The organism is Roseateles sp. GW821-FHT09H11 (assembly GCF_059415845.1).
The window spans coordinates 384860-400574 of the sequence record NZ_JBWKOA010000002.1 but is presented as its reverse complement, the minus strand read 5'-3'; the positions used below and the strand labels follow the sequence as shown (position 1 = coordinate 400574).

Here is a 15715-nt window from a genome sequence, read left to right as displayed (position 1 = left end):
GCCGAGATGAGTGCCGATGTGAGCGCCCCGATGAGTGCCGATCCGGCCGGCGCGGGCACTCGCCCGGGACGAACGCCAGACCGCTGGCAGTTCTGGGGGCGCATGCTCGTGCTGCCCTACCTCCTGGTCTTCGTGGTCTTCGTGCTCTATCCGCTGGGCTACGGGATGTGGCTGGCGCGCCATCCGTCCAGCTACGAAAAGCTCTTCGACGATCCGATCTTCCTGCGCAGCCTGCTCAACACGCTGGTGTTCCTGATCGTCGCGATCAACATCAAGATGGTGGTGGCGATGATGCTCTCGGGCTTCTTCGTGACCGAGCGCTGGTGGATCCGGATCCTGTCGCTGGTCTTCATCCTGCCCTGGGCGCTGCCCTCGATCCCGACGATCCTGTCGGTGCGCTTCATGCTCAACCCCGAGTGGGGCGTGATCAACACGCTGATCTTCCAGCTCACCGGGCGGGACGGCCCGAACTGGCTGAACCACCCGCCGCTGGCGCTCGGTTTCTCGATGCTCATGCATATCTGGAAGTCGCTGCCGTTCTGGACCCTGATCCTGATCGCCGGGCGTCTGGCCATCCCTTCCGAGCAGTACGAGGCCGCGTCGGTCGACGGCGCGACCCGCTGGCAGAAGTTCCGCTTCATCACCTGGCCGTCGATGCGCACGCTCTACGTGACCTCGCTGATCCTGTCGATGATCTGGACGCTGGGCGACTTCAACAGCGTCTACCTGCTGACCGGCGGCGGCCCGGCCGACATGACGCATGTCCTGGCGACCCTGGGCATCCGCTACCTGCGGCTCGACCAGATCGATCTGTCGATGGCGTCGATCGTCGTGGCGCTGCCGCTCGTGCTGCCGCTCGTCTGCATCATGATGAAGAGGTTGTCCAAATGAGCGGCGGGAAGCTGAACTGGACGACGGTGACCACCGAGGCGAAGCTGCTGCTGATCGGCATCCCGGTGCTGCTGTGGACGATCATCCCGGTCTACCACCTCGTGCTGTTCGCGATCTCGCCCAAGGACGAGGGCACGACCGGCAAGCTGTGGCCCGATCACCCGACGCTCAAGAACTTCGAGAACGTGTTCGGACAGAAGCATTTCTACCTCGACCACTTCTGGCTGCAGCTGGGCAACTCGGTGCTGATCGCGGTGGCGGTCGCGGCGATCACGCTGTTCGTCGCCACCTCGGCCGCGTTCGCGATCAGCCGGCTCAAGGTGCGCGGCGGGCGGACGGTGATGAACCTCGCCCTCTTCACCTACTTCATCCCGGCCGCGTTCCTCGCGGTGCCGATGTACAAGACCATGGGCAACTACGGGCTGCTGAACAGCCAGTGGTCGCTGATCCTCGCGATGGTGACGATCGCCTCGCCCTACTGCATCTGGGTGCTCAAGCAGGCGTCGGACAAGCTGCCCCCGGAGCTCGACGAAGCCGCGCGCATGGACGGCGCCTCGCCGCTGCAGCTGTTCCGCCTGGTCTACCTGCCGCTGATGGTGCCCTCGCTGGTCGCGGTCGGCACGTACGCGCTGCTGCTGGCGTGGAACGAATATCTGTACGCCTTCCTGCTGCTGTCCAACGACAGGAGCGTGACGCTGGCGGTCACGCTCGGCAACTTTCTCTCCGCCGACGATTCGCCGTGGGAGCTGCTGATGGCCACCGGCCTGATCTATGCGCTGCCGCCGGCGGCGATCTACTACGCCTTCAAGCGCTACATGGTGAGCGGCCTGACGGCCGGCGCCGTGAAGAGCTGAAGCGCCGCCGACAACCACAGAGCGACGAGGGGACGAGACATGGCCACGGTGGGGTTTCACAAGATCGAGAAGACCTACGGCAACAAGGTCAAGGTGCTGCACGACGTCAGCGTCGACATCGCCGAGGGCGAGTTCGTCGTGCTGGTCGGTCCGTCGGGCTGCGGCAAGTCGACGCTGCTGCGCATGCTCGCGGGCCTGGAGGACATCACCGGCGGCGAGATCACGATCGACGGCAAGGTCGTCAACGATCTCGAGTCGAAGGACCGCGACATCGCGATGGTGTTCCAGAGCTACGCGCTGTACCCGCACATGACGGTCGGGGAGAACATGGCGTTCAGCCTGAAACTGCGCAAGGCCGATGCGGCGCTGATCCACGAGCGGGTCGCCCGGGCCGCGAAGATCCTCAACCTCGACACCCTGCTCGACCGCCACCCGCGCGAGCTCTCCGGCGGCCAGCGTCAGCGCGTCGCGATGGGGCGCGCGATCGTGCGCGACCCGAAGGTCTTCCTGTTCGACGAGCCGCTCTCCAACCTCGACGCCAAGCTGCGCGTCGCGATGCGCGCCGAGATCAAGGCGCTGCACCAGCGGCTCAGGACCACCACCGTCTACGTCACGCACGACCAGATCGAGGCGATGACGATGGCGGACCGCATCGTCGTGATGCACGACGGCATCATCGAGCAGATCGGCACGCCGCTCGATCTGTACGACCGGCCCGACAACCTGTTCGTCGCGCAATTCATCGGCTCGCCGGCGATGAACGTGCTCCCCGGCACGCTGCACGGCAGCGGCGGCGCCACCGAGGTCCTGGCGGCCGGCACGCGGTGGCCGGTGCCGCCGCAGATCGGCGGCAGCGACGGACAGGCCGTGCACTACGGCATCCGCCCGGGCGACATCCATCTGGCGTCCGCGGGCTCGGGCATTGCGGCGAAGGTCATCGTCGTCGAGGCCACCGGCGCCGAGACCGAGCTGCTGCTGCAGGTCGGCGACGCGCAAGTCATCGCCGTGATCCACGGCCGCACCGCCGCACGGCCCGACGACACGCTCCACCTCGCCATCGACGTGGACAAGGCGCATGTGTTTGACTCGGCCAGCGGCCATCGCCTGGGCTGAGCTCGCCGTCACATCCGCACCGCGCCCGGCCTGCGCGGTACCGTGGTCTACACTGCGGACAAGGGGGTCGTGAAGAGCAGACCAAAGGCTTGCCGGTCGCGACGGCAGCGTGATCACCACGCTCTGAACACACATTCGCGATGATCAAGAACGTACACGGCGGCACCGTCGATCTGCTCGGCGAGGCGATCGTCACGGGCCGCTATCCCGTCGGGAGCTCGCTGCCACCCGAGCCGCTGCTGTGCGAAGAGCTCGGCGTGAGCCGTACGGTGATCCGCGAGGCGGTCAAGTCGCTGATTGCCAAGGGCCTGCTGGTGACCGGCCCCAAGGTCGGCACGCGGGTGCTCAACGAGGACCTGTGGAACTGGTTCGACCCCGACGTCGTGAGGTGGCAGTCCCGCGCCGGACTGTCGCGCGATTTCCTGCGTGATCTGCAGGAGCTGCGCCGCCTCGTCGAGCCGGTCGCGGTACGCCTGGCCGCAGAGCGCGCCACGGAGGAAGACATTGCCGAGATCGAGTCGGCCTACGCCGGCATGGTGCGGTCGGTGGAGGAAGGCGGCGACTACGTCACCCACGACCTGCGCTTTCACCATGGCCTGCTGCGCGCCTGCCACAACCGCATGGTCGCGCAGATGAGCAAGGCGCTGGACGCATTGCTGCGCACCAGCTTCGAGATCTCGAACCTGCGCCCGGACGGGCCGGCGTCGTCGCTGCCGCTGCACCGGGCGGTGCTCGACGCGGTGATCGCGCGTTCGCCGCAGAAAGCCGAGCGCGCGATCGTCCTGCTGATCGACGGCGCGAACGAGGACATCGACGCAGTGCTGAACTCGCGCCGGAAGCTGCCGCAGCTGGGCCTGCCGGCGCCGCGGGTGAAGGCGCGGTCGGGCAAGACGGTGGCGCGTTAGGCGCAACGCGGCGACGCGTTGCCCTCGCTGCACGGCAGCCTTGTGCTGAGCCCGCGCGGCGGCGTGGTGGCGTGATGGCGTGCCACTGCTACCGCCCTCGCCGCCCAAAATGAAAAGGGCCCGGACGGAACGTCCGGGCCCTTTCAGGAAGATGGTGGAGCCGGCGGGAATTGAACCCGCGTCCGCAAGCCTTCATCGGGCAGTTCTACATGCTTAGCTCTCTGATTTGGTTCTCACCTATCCGGTCGCGCAGGAGCACGCTACCGGACGGGCCAGCACCCTAAATCTCGCCGTCACCCAAGGTGCACGAATGACAGCCAGCCAATGTGTATAACCTCTCTGTGTCAGGACTTGCGTCCCGTCACCCGGCCCATTGGCCAACCGGTGAGAGGTCCGCGGGGTTTAAGCCGCGAGAGCGTACGTTTGATCGTTCGCAGTTGGTTTGTTCCAGATGGATTTACGAGGTGCCTGGCCCTCGGCATGCCCTACTCCAAATCCGTACCCACGTCGAAACCAGGTCGGCCCCAGAGAGAGAAGTCTCACATTATGCCTGCCGCCCAGACTTCAAGAGCCCGATCTCGACAAGTTCAACAAAGAGTCTTTCAAAGACGCTTCTGAAGTTCGACAGGCGTGTGTCGCCGAGCCAATCGGCGCGCGCTCAGCGCGACGCCCGGAGCCACTCGATCAGTTGCGCCGGCGTGTCCAGCACCACGTCCGCACCCCAGGCCTCGATGGGCTCGCCATCGCCCAGGTAGCCCCAACGCACCGCCACCGTCTGCATGCCCGCCGCGCGACCCGCCAGGATGTCGCGCGCATCGTCACCGACGTAGATGCATTCCTGCGGCGCAACGCCGGCACGTCTGGCCGCTTCGAGCAGCGGCTCGGGGTGCGGTTTGCTGTGCGGCGTCGTGTCGCCGCCGATGACCGCCGCGGCTTGCGCCTCCCAACCCAGCCCTCGCGTCAACGGCAACGCGAAACGCTCGGACTTGTTGGTCACGATGCCCCAGCTCAGGCCGTCGTCCGACAGCGACTGCAGCATCGCGGCGACGCCGTCGAACGGAAAGGTCGCGCGCAGCAGGCGCTGCTCATATCGATCGAAGAATTCGTCGCGCAGCGCGGGGAACGACATCTCCATCGGGGACACGCCGAACGCCACGCCCATCATGCCGCGCGCACCTGCGCCGACCATCGGACGCAGTCGCTCGAACGGCACTTCGGGCAGGCCGCGCGCGATCAGCATCTCGTTCGTCGCGCCCGCCAGATCAGGCGCGCTGTCCACCAGCGTGCCGTCGAGATCGAACAGCACCGTCCGGATGGTCGTGCGCACCGGCATGCCGACCGGCGAGTTCAGCATCACCGTGCTCATGCGGGACGGCGGCAGGCCAGCAGGTAGTTCACGTCGGTATCCGCATTCAGCGCATACCGCTGCGTGAGCGGATTGAAGGTCAGCCCCTTGGCGCCCTGCACTTCCAGGCCGGCATCGCGGCACATCTGCGCCAGCTCCGACGGACGGATGAAGCGCGCGTACTCGTGCGTGCCGGCGGGCAGCATGCGGAGCACGTACTCAGCGCCGACGATCGCGAAGAGGAAGGACTTCGCATTGCGGTTCAAGGTCGACAGGAAGACCCAGCCGCCCGGCTTCACCAGTTGCCCCAGCGCGGTCACGACCGACGCGGGATCCGGCACGTGCTCCAGCATTTCCATGCAGGTCACGACATCGAAGGAGGCTGGGCGTTGGGCCGCCAGGTCCTCGACCGCGATCTCCTGATAGGCGACGTTCTCCGTGCCGGCCTCCATCGCGTGCAACTCGGCCACGCGCAGCGACTTCGTCGCCAGGTCGATGCCCAGGACGTTCGCGCCCTTGCGCGCCATCGCATCGGCCAGGATGCCGCCGCCGCAGCCGACGTCGAGTGCCGTCTTGCCTTGCAGGCCGCACAACCCGTCGATCCAGTTCAATCTCAATTGATTGATCTGGTGCAGCGGCTTGAATTCACTTTCGGTATCCCACCAGCGGTGGGCCAGCTCGCTGAACTTCTCGAGCTCTTTTGCATCGACATTCGCCATGGGCGCAATGGTAGCCGAGCAGCGCGGCGCCACTGCCCGACATCGCGCAGATTGCCGACGCCATGCACCCTCCCGGGCACACCCACGACATGACGCCGCAATGAAAAAACCCCGCGAGCCTGACGGCTGGCGGGGTTTGTCGAGAGGCGACCGAAGTCGCCCTCGGACCGTTTACTTGACGGCGCGGGTACCGACCACTTCGATTTCGACGCGGCGGTTCTTGGCGCGGCCTTCCGCGGTCTTGTTGTCGGCGATGGGCTGCTTCTTGCCCTTGCCTTCGGTGTAGACGCGGTTCTTTTCCAGACCCTTCGACACCAGGTAGGACTTGACCGATTCAGCACGCTGAACCGACAGCTTCTGGTTGTAGGCGTCAGAGCCGATGCCGTCGGTGTGGCCGACAGCAATGATCACTTCCAGGTTGATGCCACCGGTCTTGGAGACCAGGTCATCCAGCTTGGCCTTGGCTTCCGGCTTCAGCGTCGACTTGTCGAAGTCGAAGAAGGCGTCAGCGGCGTAGGTGACCTTTTCGCTGGTCGGTGCCACCGGGACCGGCACCGGCGCCGGAGCGGACGGCGCCGCGGCAGGAGCCGGAGCGGGCGCTGCGGCCGGAGCCTGAGCGACCACCGGCTTCAGCGCGCCGTCGCAGTCCTTGGCAGCGGTAGCCGGGGTCCAGAAAGCATCGCGCCAGCACAGCTCGTTGGTGCCGTTCTTCCAAACGGTGCCATCCGTTGCGCGCCAGTTATCCACGGTTTGGGCCATAGCGCCCGAGGTGGCGACGGCGGCGACAGCGAAGAGCGCTGCCACGCGGTTCAATTTCTTCATGATTCTCCTCTCAAGGAAAGCCGCAGTTGCCCTGCGAAACGTCCAATGTCGGAACTAAAACCTCAGGAGTCTCCCCGACCAAGGGTTTCTCCTAGGGACGAACCGATTGTGCCATAGGGCAACAGGACGTCTGCATTCTCACGGCAGTGGCGACTTCCGTTCATGAACCTGTTGCAGAAGCACGACAAGCGGGCGCAATTAGAATCATCGTCTTCCGATCTCTCCAGAGGCCGTGCACTTCCGTGCGCGGCACACGCGCATGACCCAGTTCGCCAAGGAAACCCTGCCGATCAGCCTCGAGGAGGAGATGCGCCGCTCCTACCTCGACTACGCGATGAGCGTGATCGTCGGCCGCGCGCTGCCCGACGCCCGCGACGGCCTCAAACCGGTGCACCGGCGCGTGCTCTTCGCGATGCACGAGCTGAACAACGACTGGAACCGGCCCTACAAGAAGTCGGCCCGTATCGTCGGCGACGTCATCGGTAAGTACCACCCGCACGGCGACAGCGCCGTGTACGACACCATCGTGCGGCTGGCGCAGGACTTCTCGCTGCGCCACATGCTGGTGGACGGCCAGGGCAATTTCGGCTCGATCGACGGCGACAACGCCGCCGCCATGCGATACACCGAAATCCGGCTGTCGAAAATCGCCCATGAAATGCTGGCCGATATCGACAAGGAAACCGTCGATTACGGTCCGAACTACGATGGCAGCGAGAAAGAACCGCTGGTATTGCCGGCCCGCCTGCCGAATCTGCTGATCAACGGTTCGTCCGGTATTGCGGTCGGCATGGCGACGAATATCCCGCCGCACAACCTCAACGAGGCCGTCGACGCCTGCCTGCATGCGCTGAAGAACCCGGACTGCTCGATCGACGAGCTGATGGAGATCATCCCGGCGCCGGACTTCCCGACCTCCGGGATCATCTACGGCCTGAGCGGCGTGCGCGAGGGCTACCGCACCGGCCGCGGCAAGGTGGTGATGCGCGCGAAGGTGCACTTCGAGGACATCGACCGCGGCCAGCGCCAGGCGATCATCGTCGACGAGATCCCCTACCAGGTGAACAAGAAGACCCTGCTCGAGCGCATCGCCGAGCTGGTCCAGGAAAAGAAGATCGAGGGCATCAGCCACATCCAGGACGAGTCCGACAAGGACGGGATGCGCGTGGTGATCGAGCTCAAGCGCGGCGAGGTCCCGGAAGTCGTCCTGAACAACCTGTACAAGCAGACGCAACTGCAGGACAGCTTCGGCATGAACATGGTGGCGCTGATCGACGGTCAGCCCAAGCTGTGCAACCTGAAGGACCTGATCACGGTCTTCCTGGAGCACCGCCGCGAGGTCGTCACCCGCCGCACCGTCTTCGAACTGCGCAAGGCCCGCGAGCGCGGCCACGTGCTGGAAGGCCTGGCCGTCGCGCTGGCCAACATCGACGACTTCATCGAGATCATCAAGCGCAGCCCCAGCCCGCCGGTCGCCAAGACCGAGCTGATGGCCCGCGCCTGGGACTCGTCGCTGGTGCGCGAGATGCTGTCCCGCGCCGAGGGCGAGACCGCCGGCGGCCGCAACGCCTACCGTCCTGAGGGCCTGCCCGCGCAGTACGGCATGCAGGAGGACGGCCTGTACAAGCTGTCCGACGACCAGGCCGGCGAGATCCTGCAGATGCGCCTGCAACGCCTGACCGGGCTGGAGCAGGACAAGATCGTCGGCGAGTACCGCGACGTGATGGCCCAGATCGCCGACCTGCTCGACATCCTGGCCACGCCCGCCCGCGTGACGACGATCATCGGCGACGAGCTGGCCTCGGTCCGCCAGGAATTCGGCCAGACCAAGCTGGGCGCGCGCCGCAGCGTGATCGAGCACAACGCGCAGGAACTCGGCACCGAGGACCTGATCACGCCGACCGACATGGTGGTGACGCTCTCCCACACCGGCTACATCAAGAGCCAGGCGCTGAGCGAGTACCGCGCGCAACGCCGCGGCGGCCGCGGCAAGCAGGCCACCGCCACGAAGGACGACGACTGGATCGACCAGCTCTTCATCGCCAACACGCACGACTGGATGCTGTGCTTCAGCAACCGCGGCCGCGTGTACTGGCTCAAGGTCTGGGAAGTGCCGCAAGGCTCGCGCAACGCGCGCGGCAAGCCGATCGTCAACATGTTCCCGCTGCAGCCGGAAGAGAAGATCAACGTCATCCTGCCGCTGACCGGCGAGTTCCGCACCTTCCCCGAAGACCACTTCATCTTCTTCGCCACCGCGCTGGGCACGGTCAAGAAGACCTCGCTGAAGGACTTCAGCAACCCGCGCAAGGCCGGCATCATCTCCGTCGACCTGGACGAGGGCGACTACCTGATCGGCGCCGCGCTGACCGACGGCCAGCATGACGTGATGCTGTTCTCCGACGGCGGCAAGGCGGTGCGCTTCGACGAGGACGACGTCCGCCCGATGGGCCGTCAGGCCCGCGGCGTGCGCGGCATGATGCTCGAGCCCGACCAGCGCCTGATCGCCATGCTGGTGGCCGAGGACGAGACGCAGAGCGTGCTGACCGCGACCGAGAACGGGTACGGCAAGCGCACCAACATCGCGGAATACACGCGTCATGGCCGCGGCACGAAGGGCATGATCGCGATCCAGCAGAGCGAGCGCAACGGCAAGGTCGTGGCCGCCACGCTGGTCCGCCCCGAGGACGAGATCATGCTGATCACGGACACCGGCGTGCTGGTGCGCACGCGGGTTGCCGAGATCCGCGAACTGGGCCGTGCCACGCAGGGCGTGACCCTGATCTCGCTGGACGAGGGCGCGAAGCTCTCGGGCCTGCAGCGCATCGTGGAAAACGATGCGGTTGAATCGACAGAATCGACCGATGCGGACGCCACCGGCGCCGACGGTTCCGATGCCGGCGACGCCACGGGCGACGCAGGCGACTCCACCCCCGACGTGAAGGAATGACCTTGTTGCTGAAGTCCATCCAAGCCGGCGCCATCGCCGCCTCGCTGCTGGCGAGCCCCGTCGTCTTCGCGCAGAAGGCTGACAGCCCGCAGTCCAAGAAGGATGTCATCGCGAAGGTCCTGGAAATCCAGCGGCCCGCGATCGAGGCGCTGACCATGGGCGTGCTGAGCCGTCCGGTCAATGAACTCGCCGCCAAGGCCGCGCCCGCACTGCGCAACGTGCCGGAAGCCAAGCGCGAAGCCACCGCCAAGCAGATCGACGCCGACCTGCGCAAGTTCCTCGAAGACAACGCCAAGCCGCTGGTCGACAAGGGCATCAAGCTGGCCCCGTCGACGATGGGCGTCGCGCTGGACGAGAAGTTCACCGAGGACGAACTCAAGCAGCTGCTGGCCTGGCTGCAATCCCCGGTGAGCAAGAAGTTCGCCGAATCCTCGCAGGAACTGCAGAGCCTCTACACGAAGAAGCTGATCGACGACAACGGCAAGCAGCTCGACGAGAAGTTCACCGCGCTGCAGCAGAACATCGCCAAGCAGCTCGGCCTGGAAGCCGGTCCGCCGCCCTCGGGCGCGGCCTCGGCACCGAAGCTGAACACCAACAAGCCCGCGACGACACCGAAGAAGTAATCGGGCATCGCCCTCCGACGAGGGGCCCGCCCCTCGTCGGACCGCTCGATCGCATCCCGATCGCGCCGTCATCGCCACTGACATCCGCGTCCTCCCTCCGCGCCTCCATGCAAGCTGTCCGCCCGTTCAACTTCTCCGCCGGTCCCGCCGCCCTCCCTCAAGAGGTCCTGAGCCTGGTCGCCGAGGAGATGCTCGACTGGCACGGCTCCGGCATGAGCGTCATGGAGATGAGCCATCGCGGTCGCGAATTCATCTCGATCTACGAAGCCGCCGAGGCCGATCTGCGCGAGCTGCTGCAGGTCCCGGCGAACTTCCGCATCCTGTTCATGCAGGGCGGCGGCCTGGGCGAGAACGCCATCCTGCCGCTGAACCTGTCGCGCGGCGGCGCGGTCGACGTCGTCGTCACCGGCTCGTGGTCGAAGAAGAGCGCCGGCGAAGCCAGGCGCTATGCCGACGTGAAGATCGCCGCGAACGCCGCCGAGCTGGACGCCGCCGGCGGTCGTTACCTCGACATCCCCGATCCGTCGACCTGGCAACTGCGCAAGGACGCCGCCTACGTCCACGTCTGCACCAACGAGACGATCGACGGCATCGAATTCCAGGCCTTGCCCGACCTCCGCGCGCTGGGCTGCGACGCGCCGCTGGCGATCGACTTCTCGTCGCACGTGGCCTCGCGCCCGGTCGACTGGTCCAAGGTCGGCATCGCCTTCGCCGGCGCGCAGAAGAACATCGGCCCGGCCGGCCTGACGCTGGTCATCGTCCGCGAGGACCTGCTGGGCCATGCGCTGCCGATCTGCCCGTCCGCGTTCGACTACAAGATCGTGGCCGAGGCCGAGTCGATGTACAACACGCCGCCGACCTTCGGCATCTACGTCGCCGGTCTGGTCTTCCAATGGCTCAAGCGCTTCGAGTACGGCGGCAAGACCGGCCTCGCGGCGATCGAGCAGCGCAACATCGACAAGGCCGCCCTGCTCTATCAGGCACTGGACGGCTCTTCGCTCTATGAAAACCGCGTGGCGGCGCATTGCCGCTCGCGGATGAACGTTCCGTTTTTCCTCCGCGACGAGCGTCTGAACGACGCCTTCCTGGCCGGCGCCAGGGAACGCGGACTGCTGCAACTCAAAGGCCACAAGTCGGTGGGCGGCATGCGGGCATCGATCTACAACGCGATGCCGCTGGAGGGCGTTCAAGCCCTGGTAAGCCACCTCAAGGATTTCGAGACCCGACATGGCTGACACGCCGACCCCTTCCACGCCGCGCGAGCCGCTCGAGCCGGCCGGCACCCCCGTGCCTCCGGCGCCGGTGGCCGACCCGGAACTGCTCGCGCTGCGCGACCAGATCGACGCGCTCGACTCGCAGCTGCTGACGCTGCTGAACCAGCGCGCCCATGTCGCCGAACAGGTCGGCGAGATCAAGCGCCGCGACGGCACGCCCTTCTTCCGCCCCGACCGCGTCGCGCAGGTCATCGCCAAGATCAGGGGCGCCAATCCCGGCCCGCTCAAGGGCGAGCACGTCGCCGCGATCTGGCGCGAGATCATGTCCGCTTGCCTGGCGCTGGAGTCGCCGCAGCGCGTCGCCGTGCTGGGGCCGTTCGGCACCTTTTGCGAGCAGGCCGCGATCGAGTACTTCGGCGGCGCCGCCGACCTCATCTACTGCAACAGCTTCGACGAGGTCTTCCACGCGACCGCCTCCGGCAGCGCGCAGTACGGCGTGGTCGGCGTCGAGAACATGACCGAGGGCGTGGTGACGCGCTCGCTCGACCTGTTCCTGCACACGCCCACGCACGTGGTCGGCGAGGTCAGCCTGCTGATCCGCCACAACCTGCTGCGCAAGGAGAACACGCTGCAGGGCGTGGAAGCCGTGCTGGCCCACCCCCAGGCGCTGGCACAGTGCCAGAACTGGCTGTCCAAGCACCTGCCCAACGCCGAGCGCCGCGCCGTCTCCAGCAACGCCGAAGGCGCCCGCCTGGCCGCCGAGAACCCGGCCTACGCCGCGATCGCCAGCGAGCGCGCGGCGACGCTCTTCGGCCTGCACATCACCGCGCACGCGGTGCAGGACGAGGCGTACAACCGGACCCGTTTCGCCGTGATCTGCCTGCCGCAGACCATGGCCACCCCCCCGGCCACGGGGCGGGACTGCACCAGCCTCATCGTCTCCGTGGCGAACCGCCCCGGCGCGATGCATGATCTGCTGGTTCCTTTGAAGAAGCATGGCGTGTCGATGACACGCCTGGAATCGCGCCCGGCCCGCACCGGTCAGTGGGAGTACTACTTCTACATCGACCTGGACGGCCATCCGTCGCAGCCGCACGTCGCGGCCGCGCTGGCGGAGTTGCGGGAGCTGTGCGCGTTCTACAAGGTCATCGGCGCCTACCCGCTGAAGTCCTGACGCTGACGCCCTGAGCGAAAGAGGTTTCTCGCGATGTACAACCAACTCGGCGTGATCGGTTGCGGCCTGATGGGCGGATCGTTTGCGCTGGCCATGAAGAAAGCCGGCCTCGTGCGCCGGGTGGTCGGCTACAGCAAGAGCCCGTCCACGACCGAGACCGCCCGTCGCATGGGCGTGATCGACATCGCCGCGGAGTCGGCGCTGCTGGCCGTGTCCGGCTCGGACATCGTGCTGATCGCCGTGCCGGTGGCGGCCACCGAGTCGACGCTCAAGGCGATCCGTCACCTGGTCCGCGCCGATGTATTGCTGATGGACGTGGGCTCGACCAAGAGCGACGTGGTCGACGCGGCCAAGCGCGCGCTGGGCAAGCAGTTCTCGAGCTTCGTGCCCGCGCACCCGATCGCCGGCAAGGAGAGCGCCGGCGTGCAGCATGCCGACGCGGCGCTGTACCAGGGCCGCCAGGTCATCCTGACGCCGCTGGAACAGACCAAGCCGGAGATGGTGCAGAAGGCGACGGACCTCTGGTCGGCGCTGGGCTGCCAGGTGCTCAAGATGGCGCCGCACCACCACGACGAGGCTTTCGCCGCGGTCAGCCATCTGCCGCACCTGCTGGCCTACGCGTACTTCAGCTCGGTGCAGAAGCAGCCGTCGGGCCGCGACTTCCTCAGCCTGGCCGGCTCCGGCTTCCGCGACTTCACCCGCATCGCCGCCAGCGATCCGACCATCTGGCGCGACATCCTGATGGCCAACAAGCAGGACCTGCTGACGCAGTCGCAACGCTTCCGCGAAGTGCTGGACCAGATGGAACAGGCCATCCGCGAGGGCGATCCCCACGCGCTGGAAGCGATGATCCGCCAGGCCTCCGAGGGTCGCGCGCAGTGGCAGCTCGGCGCACCCGCGCCGTCCTCGTCGAAGTCCAAGTAAACCTCCTTCCCCTCTCCGCCGGCACGTCGCGCGTGCCGCGACAGCGCCATGTACAAGATCCCCTTCCTGGACCTGCCCCCGCTGCGCGGTGCCGCGGGCACCGTGTCGCTGCCCGGCTCCAAGAGCATCTCGAACCGCGTGCTGCTGCTGGCCGGCCTGTCCGACGGCGTGACGCGCGTCCACGATCTGCTGGATTCGGACGACACGAAGGTCATGCTCGCCGCGTTGCGCGAGCTCGGCTGCCGGCTCGAGACCGGCGCCGACGGCGTGCTGTCGGTGACCGGCATCGGCGGGACGCTGCGCACGAAGGAGGCCAAGCTCTTCCTCGGCAACGCCGGCACGGCCATGCGACCGCTGACGGCGGCGCTGGCGCTTCTGGCCGCGACGCAGGGCGGCACGTTCGAGCTCTCCGGCGTGCCCCGCATGCATGAGCGTCCGATCGGCGACCTCGTCGATGCGCTGCGCGCCTTGGGCTGCCCGATCGACTGCCTCGGCCAGGAAGGGTATCCGCCGCTGCGCCTGAACGGCCCGGCCACGCTGACGCTCGACGCGCCGGTGCGCGTGCGCGGCGACGTGTCCAGCCAGTTCCTCACCGCCCTGCTGCTGGCGCTGCCGCTCGTGGCCGCGAACGACGTCGTCATCGAGGTCACCGGCGAGCTGATCTCCAAGCCCTACGTCCACATCACGCTTGAACTGCTGGCGCGCTTCGGCGTGCAGGTCCGCCGTGACGAGGACTGGCAGCGCTTCGTCATTCCCGCCGGCAGCCGCTACCGCTCACCGGGCGAAGTGCACGTCGAGGGTGACGCGTCCTCGGCGTCCTACTTCGTCGCGCTCGGCGCGATCGCGGCGACCGATGCGCCGCTGCGCATCGAGGGCGTCGGCTCGACCTCGGTGCAAGGCGACGTCCGCTTCGTCGAGGCCGCCCAGGCGATGGGCGCGCGCGTCGAGATCGGTCCGAACTGGCTCGAGGTCCGTCGCGGCGCCTGGCCGCTGAAGGCGCTGGACCTCGACTGCAACCACATCCCCGACGCCGCGATGACGCTGGCCGTGATGGCGCTCTACGCCGACGGCCCGACGACGCTGCGCAACATCGCTTCCTGGCGCGTCAAGGAGACGGACCGCATCGCCGCGATGGTCGCGGAACTGGGCAAGCTCGGCGCGCAGGTGGAGGAAGGTCCCGACTGGTTGCGGGTCCACCCGTTGAAGGCCTGGAAGCCCGCGGCCATCCACACCTACGACGATCACCGCGTGGCGATGTGTTTCTCGCTGGCCGCGTTCAACGGGCTGCAGGATGATCGACAGGGCGCGGCCGTGCCGGTTCGCATCCTCGATCCGCAATGCGTCGCCAAGACCTTCCCGGACTACTTCGAGACGCTGTTCGGCGTCGTCCGCGCGAACGTCGAGGACATCCCCGTCATCACCATCGACGGTCCGACCGCCTCCGGCAAGGGCACGCTGACGGACGAGGTCGCCCAGGCCCTGGGCTACGACGTGCTCGACTCGGGCGCGCTGTACCGGGTGACCGGGTTGGCGGCGTCGCGCAGGGGCATCTCGCTGGACGACGGCGAGGCCGTGGCGGCCATCGTCCCGACGCTGGACTTGAAGTTCGAATCCGGCCGCGTGCTGCTCGACGACGAGGACGTCTCCGGCGATCTGCGCCAGGAGGCGACCGGCCTGATGGCGTCGCAGGTCGGCGCCCACCCGGCGGTGCGCCGCGCGCTGCATCAGCTGCAACTCGACTTCCGCCGCCTGCCCGGGCTGGTTGCCGACGGACGCGACATGGGCACCGCGATCTTCCCCGCCGCGGCGTTGAAAGTCTTCCTGACCGCGAGTGCCGCCACGCGGGCCGAGCGGCGCTACAAGCAATTGATTTCCAAGGGCATTTCGGCTAATATCGAAAGCTTGCGCGCTGATCTTGAAGCGCGGGACGCACGCGACAAGGGTCGCAGCGCCTCCCCGCTGCAGGCCGCCGCGGACGCGATCGAACTGGACAACTCGCAGCAGACCATCGGGGAATCCCGTGATCTGGTGCTGAGCTGGTGGAACGAACGGCGTCCGTTCAAGGCCTGACCCTCACCGGAAGGGTCGAGCGCAATCAGGAGCGTCACCCCTCCCTCCGGACGTCAGTCCACTGGGGGTGATGCGTTCTACAACCTAACCCGCAAGTCCGCTTGCAACACACGC

Annotated in this window: 13 protein-coding genes and 1 other RNA gene; 10 read left to right on the top strand and 4 right to left on the bottom strand. The window is 67.0% G+C overall.

Annotated elements, in window-relative coordinates; all coding sequences use genetic code 11:
* The first annotated feature begins 6 nt into the window (after positions 1 to 6).
* The 4 genes from AC07PR_RS08810 (at position 7) to AC07PR_RS08795 (ending at position 3763) form a co-directional block, all read left to right on the top strand.
* Positions 7 to 891, top strand: coding sequence for a carbohydrate ABC transporter permease (locus AC07PR_RS08810; protein ID WP_495135040.1), 885 nt, complete (start codon positions 7 to 9; stop codon positions 889 to 891).
* Complete coding sequence (locus AC07PR_RS08805; protein ID WP_377153726.1) at positions 888 to 1745, top strand: carbohydrate ABC transporter permease; 858 nt, start codon at positions 888 to 890, stop codon at positions 1743 to 1745. Before AC07PR_RS08810 ends, AC07PR_RS08805 begins: the two co-directional genes overlap by 4 nt.
* Before the next feature lie 39 nt (positions 1746 to 1784).
* The gene (locus AC07PR_RS08800; protein ID WP_495135039.1) at positions 1785 to 2858 is read left to right on the top strand and encodes an ABC transporter ATP-binding protein; all 1074 of its coding nucleotides are present in this window, start codon (positions 1785 to 1787) and stop codon (positions 2856 to 2858) included.
* Positions 2859 to 2998: 140 nt separating this feature from the next.
* Positions 2999 to 3763: a FadR/GntR family transcriptional regulator gene (locus AC07PR_RS08795; RefSeq protein ID WP_377153720.1), complete on the top strand. Its 765-nt coding sequence runs from the start codon at positions 2999 to 3001 to the stop codon at positions 3761 to 3763.
* Between the two features lie 152 nt (positions 3764 to 3915).
* Here AC07PR_RS08795 and ssrA read toward each other — a convergent pair.
* The 4 genes from ssrA to ompA form a co-directional block, all read right to left on the bottom strand.
* Positions 3916 to 4289, bottom strand: a transfer-messenger RNA (tmRNA) gene (ssrA, locus tag AC07PR_RS08790).
* 132 nt (positions 4290 to 4421) lie between these two features.
* Positions 4422 to 5129 (bottom strand): phosphoglycolate phosphatase, encoded by a 708-nt coding sequence (gene gph / locus AC07PR_RS08785; protein ID WP_495135038.1) that lies wholly within the window; start codon positions 5127 to 5129, stop codon positions 4422 to 4424.
* Positions 5126 to 5827 (bottom strand): bifunctional 2-polyprenyl-6-hydroxyphenol methylase/3-demethylubiquinol 3-O-methyltransferase UbiG, encoded by a 702-nt coding sequence (gene ubiG, locus AC07PR_RS08780; protein ID WP_495135037.1) that lies wholly within the window; start codon positions 5825 to 5827, stop codon positions 5126 to 5128. The genes gph and ubiG overlap by 4 nt, the downstream gene beginning before the upstream one ends.
* 171 nt (positions 5828 to 5998) lie before the next feature.
* Positions 5999 to 6649: an outer membrane protein OmpA gene (gene ompA, locus AC07PR_RS08775; RefSeq protein ID WP_377153604.1), complete on the bottom strand. Its 651-nt coding sequence runs from the start codon at positions 6647 to 6649 to the stop codon at positions 5999 to 6001.
* Positions 6650 to 6908: 259 nt separating this feature from the next.
* Here ompA and gyrA point away from each other — a divergent pair, with 259 nt between their 5' ends.
* From gyrA to AC07PR_RS08745, 6 genes are all read left to right on the top strand, one after another.
* Positions 6909 to 9596, top strand: a complete 2688-nt coding sequence (gyrA, locus tag AC07PR_RS08770; protein WP_483107022.1) for a DNA gyrase subunit A — start codon at positions 6909 to 6911, stop codon at positions 9594 to 9596.
* Positions 9597 to 9601: 5 nt separating this feature from the next.
* The gene (locus tag AC07PR_RS08765) at positions 9602 to 10219 is read left to right on the top strand and encodes a DUF2059 domain-containing protein (protein ID WP_377153602.1); all 618 of its coding nucleotides are present in this window, start codon (positions 9602 to 9604) and stop codon (positions 10217 to 10219) included.
* A 107-nt stretch (positions 10220 to 10326) separates the two neighbouring features.
* Positions 10327 to 11454, top strand: coding sequence for a 3-phosphoserine/phosphohydroxythreonine transaminase (gene serC, locus AC07PR_RS08760; RefSeq protein WP_483107023.1), 1128 nt, complete (start codon positions 10327 to 10329; stop codon positions 11452 to 11454).
* Positions 11447 to 12607 carry a prephenate dehydratase gene (gene pheA / locus AC07PR_RS08755; protein WP_495135036.1) on the top strand — a complete coding sequence of 387 codons (1161 nt, stop codon included), beginning with the start codon at positions 11447 to 11449 and terminating at the stop codon, positions 12605 to 12607. The genes serC and pheA overlap by 8 nt, the downstream gene beginning before the upstream one ends.
* Positions 12608 to 12640: 33 nt before the next feature.
* On the top strand, positions 12641 to 13531 hold the full coding sequence (locus AC07PR_RS08750; RefSeq protein ID WP_377153596.1) for a prephenate dehydrogenase: 891 nt from the start codon (positions 12641 to 12643) through the stop codon (positions 13529 to 13531).
* Between the two features lie 48 nt (positions 13532 to 13579).
* The gene (locus AC07PR_RS08745; RefSeq protein WP_495135035.1) at positions 13580 to 15601 is read left to right on the top strand and encodes a bifunctional 3-phosphoshikimate 1-carboxyvinyltransferase/cytidylate kinase; all 2022 of its coding nucleotides are present in this window, start codon (positions 13580 to 13582) and stop codon (positions 15599 to 15601) included.
* Positions 15602 to 15715: the final 114 nt, after the last annotated feature.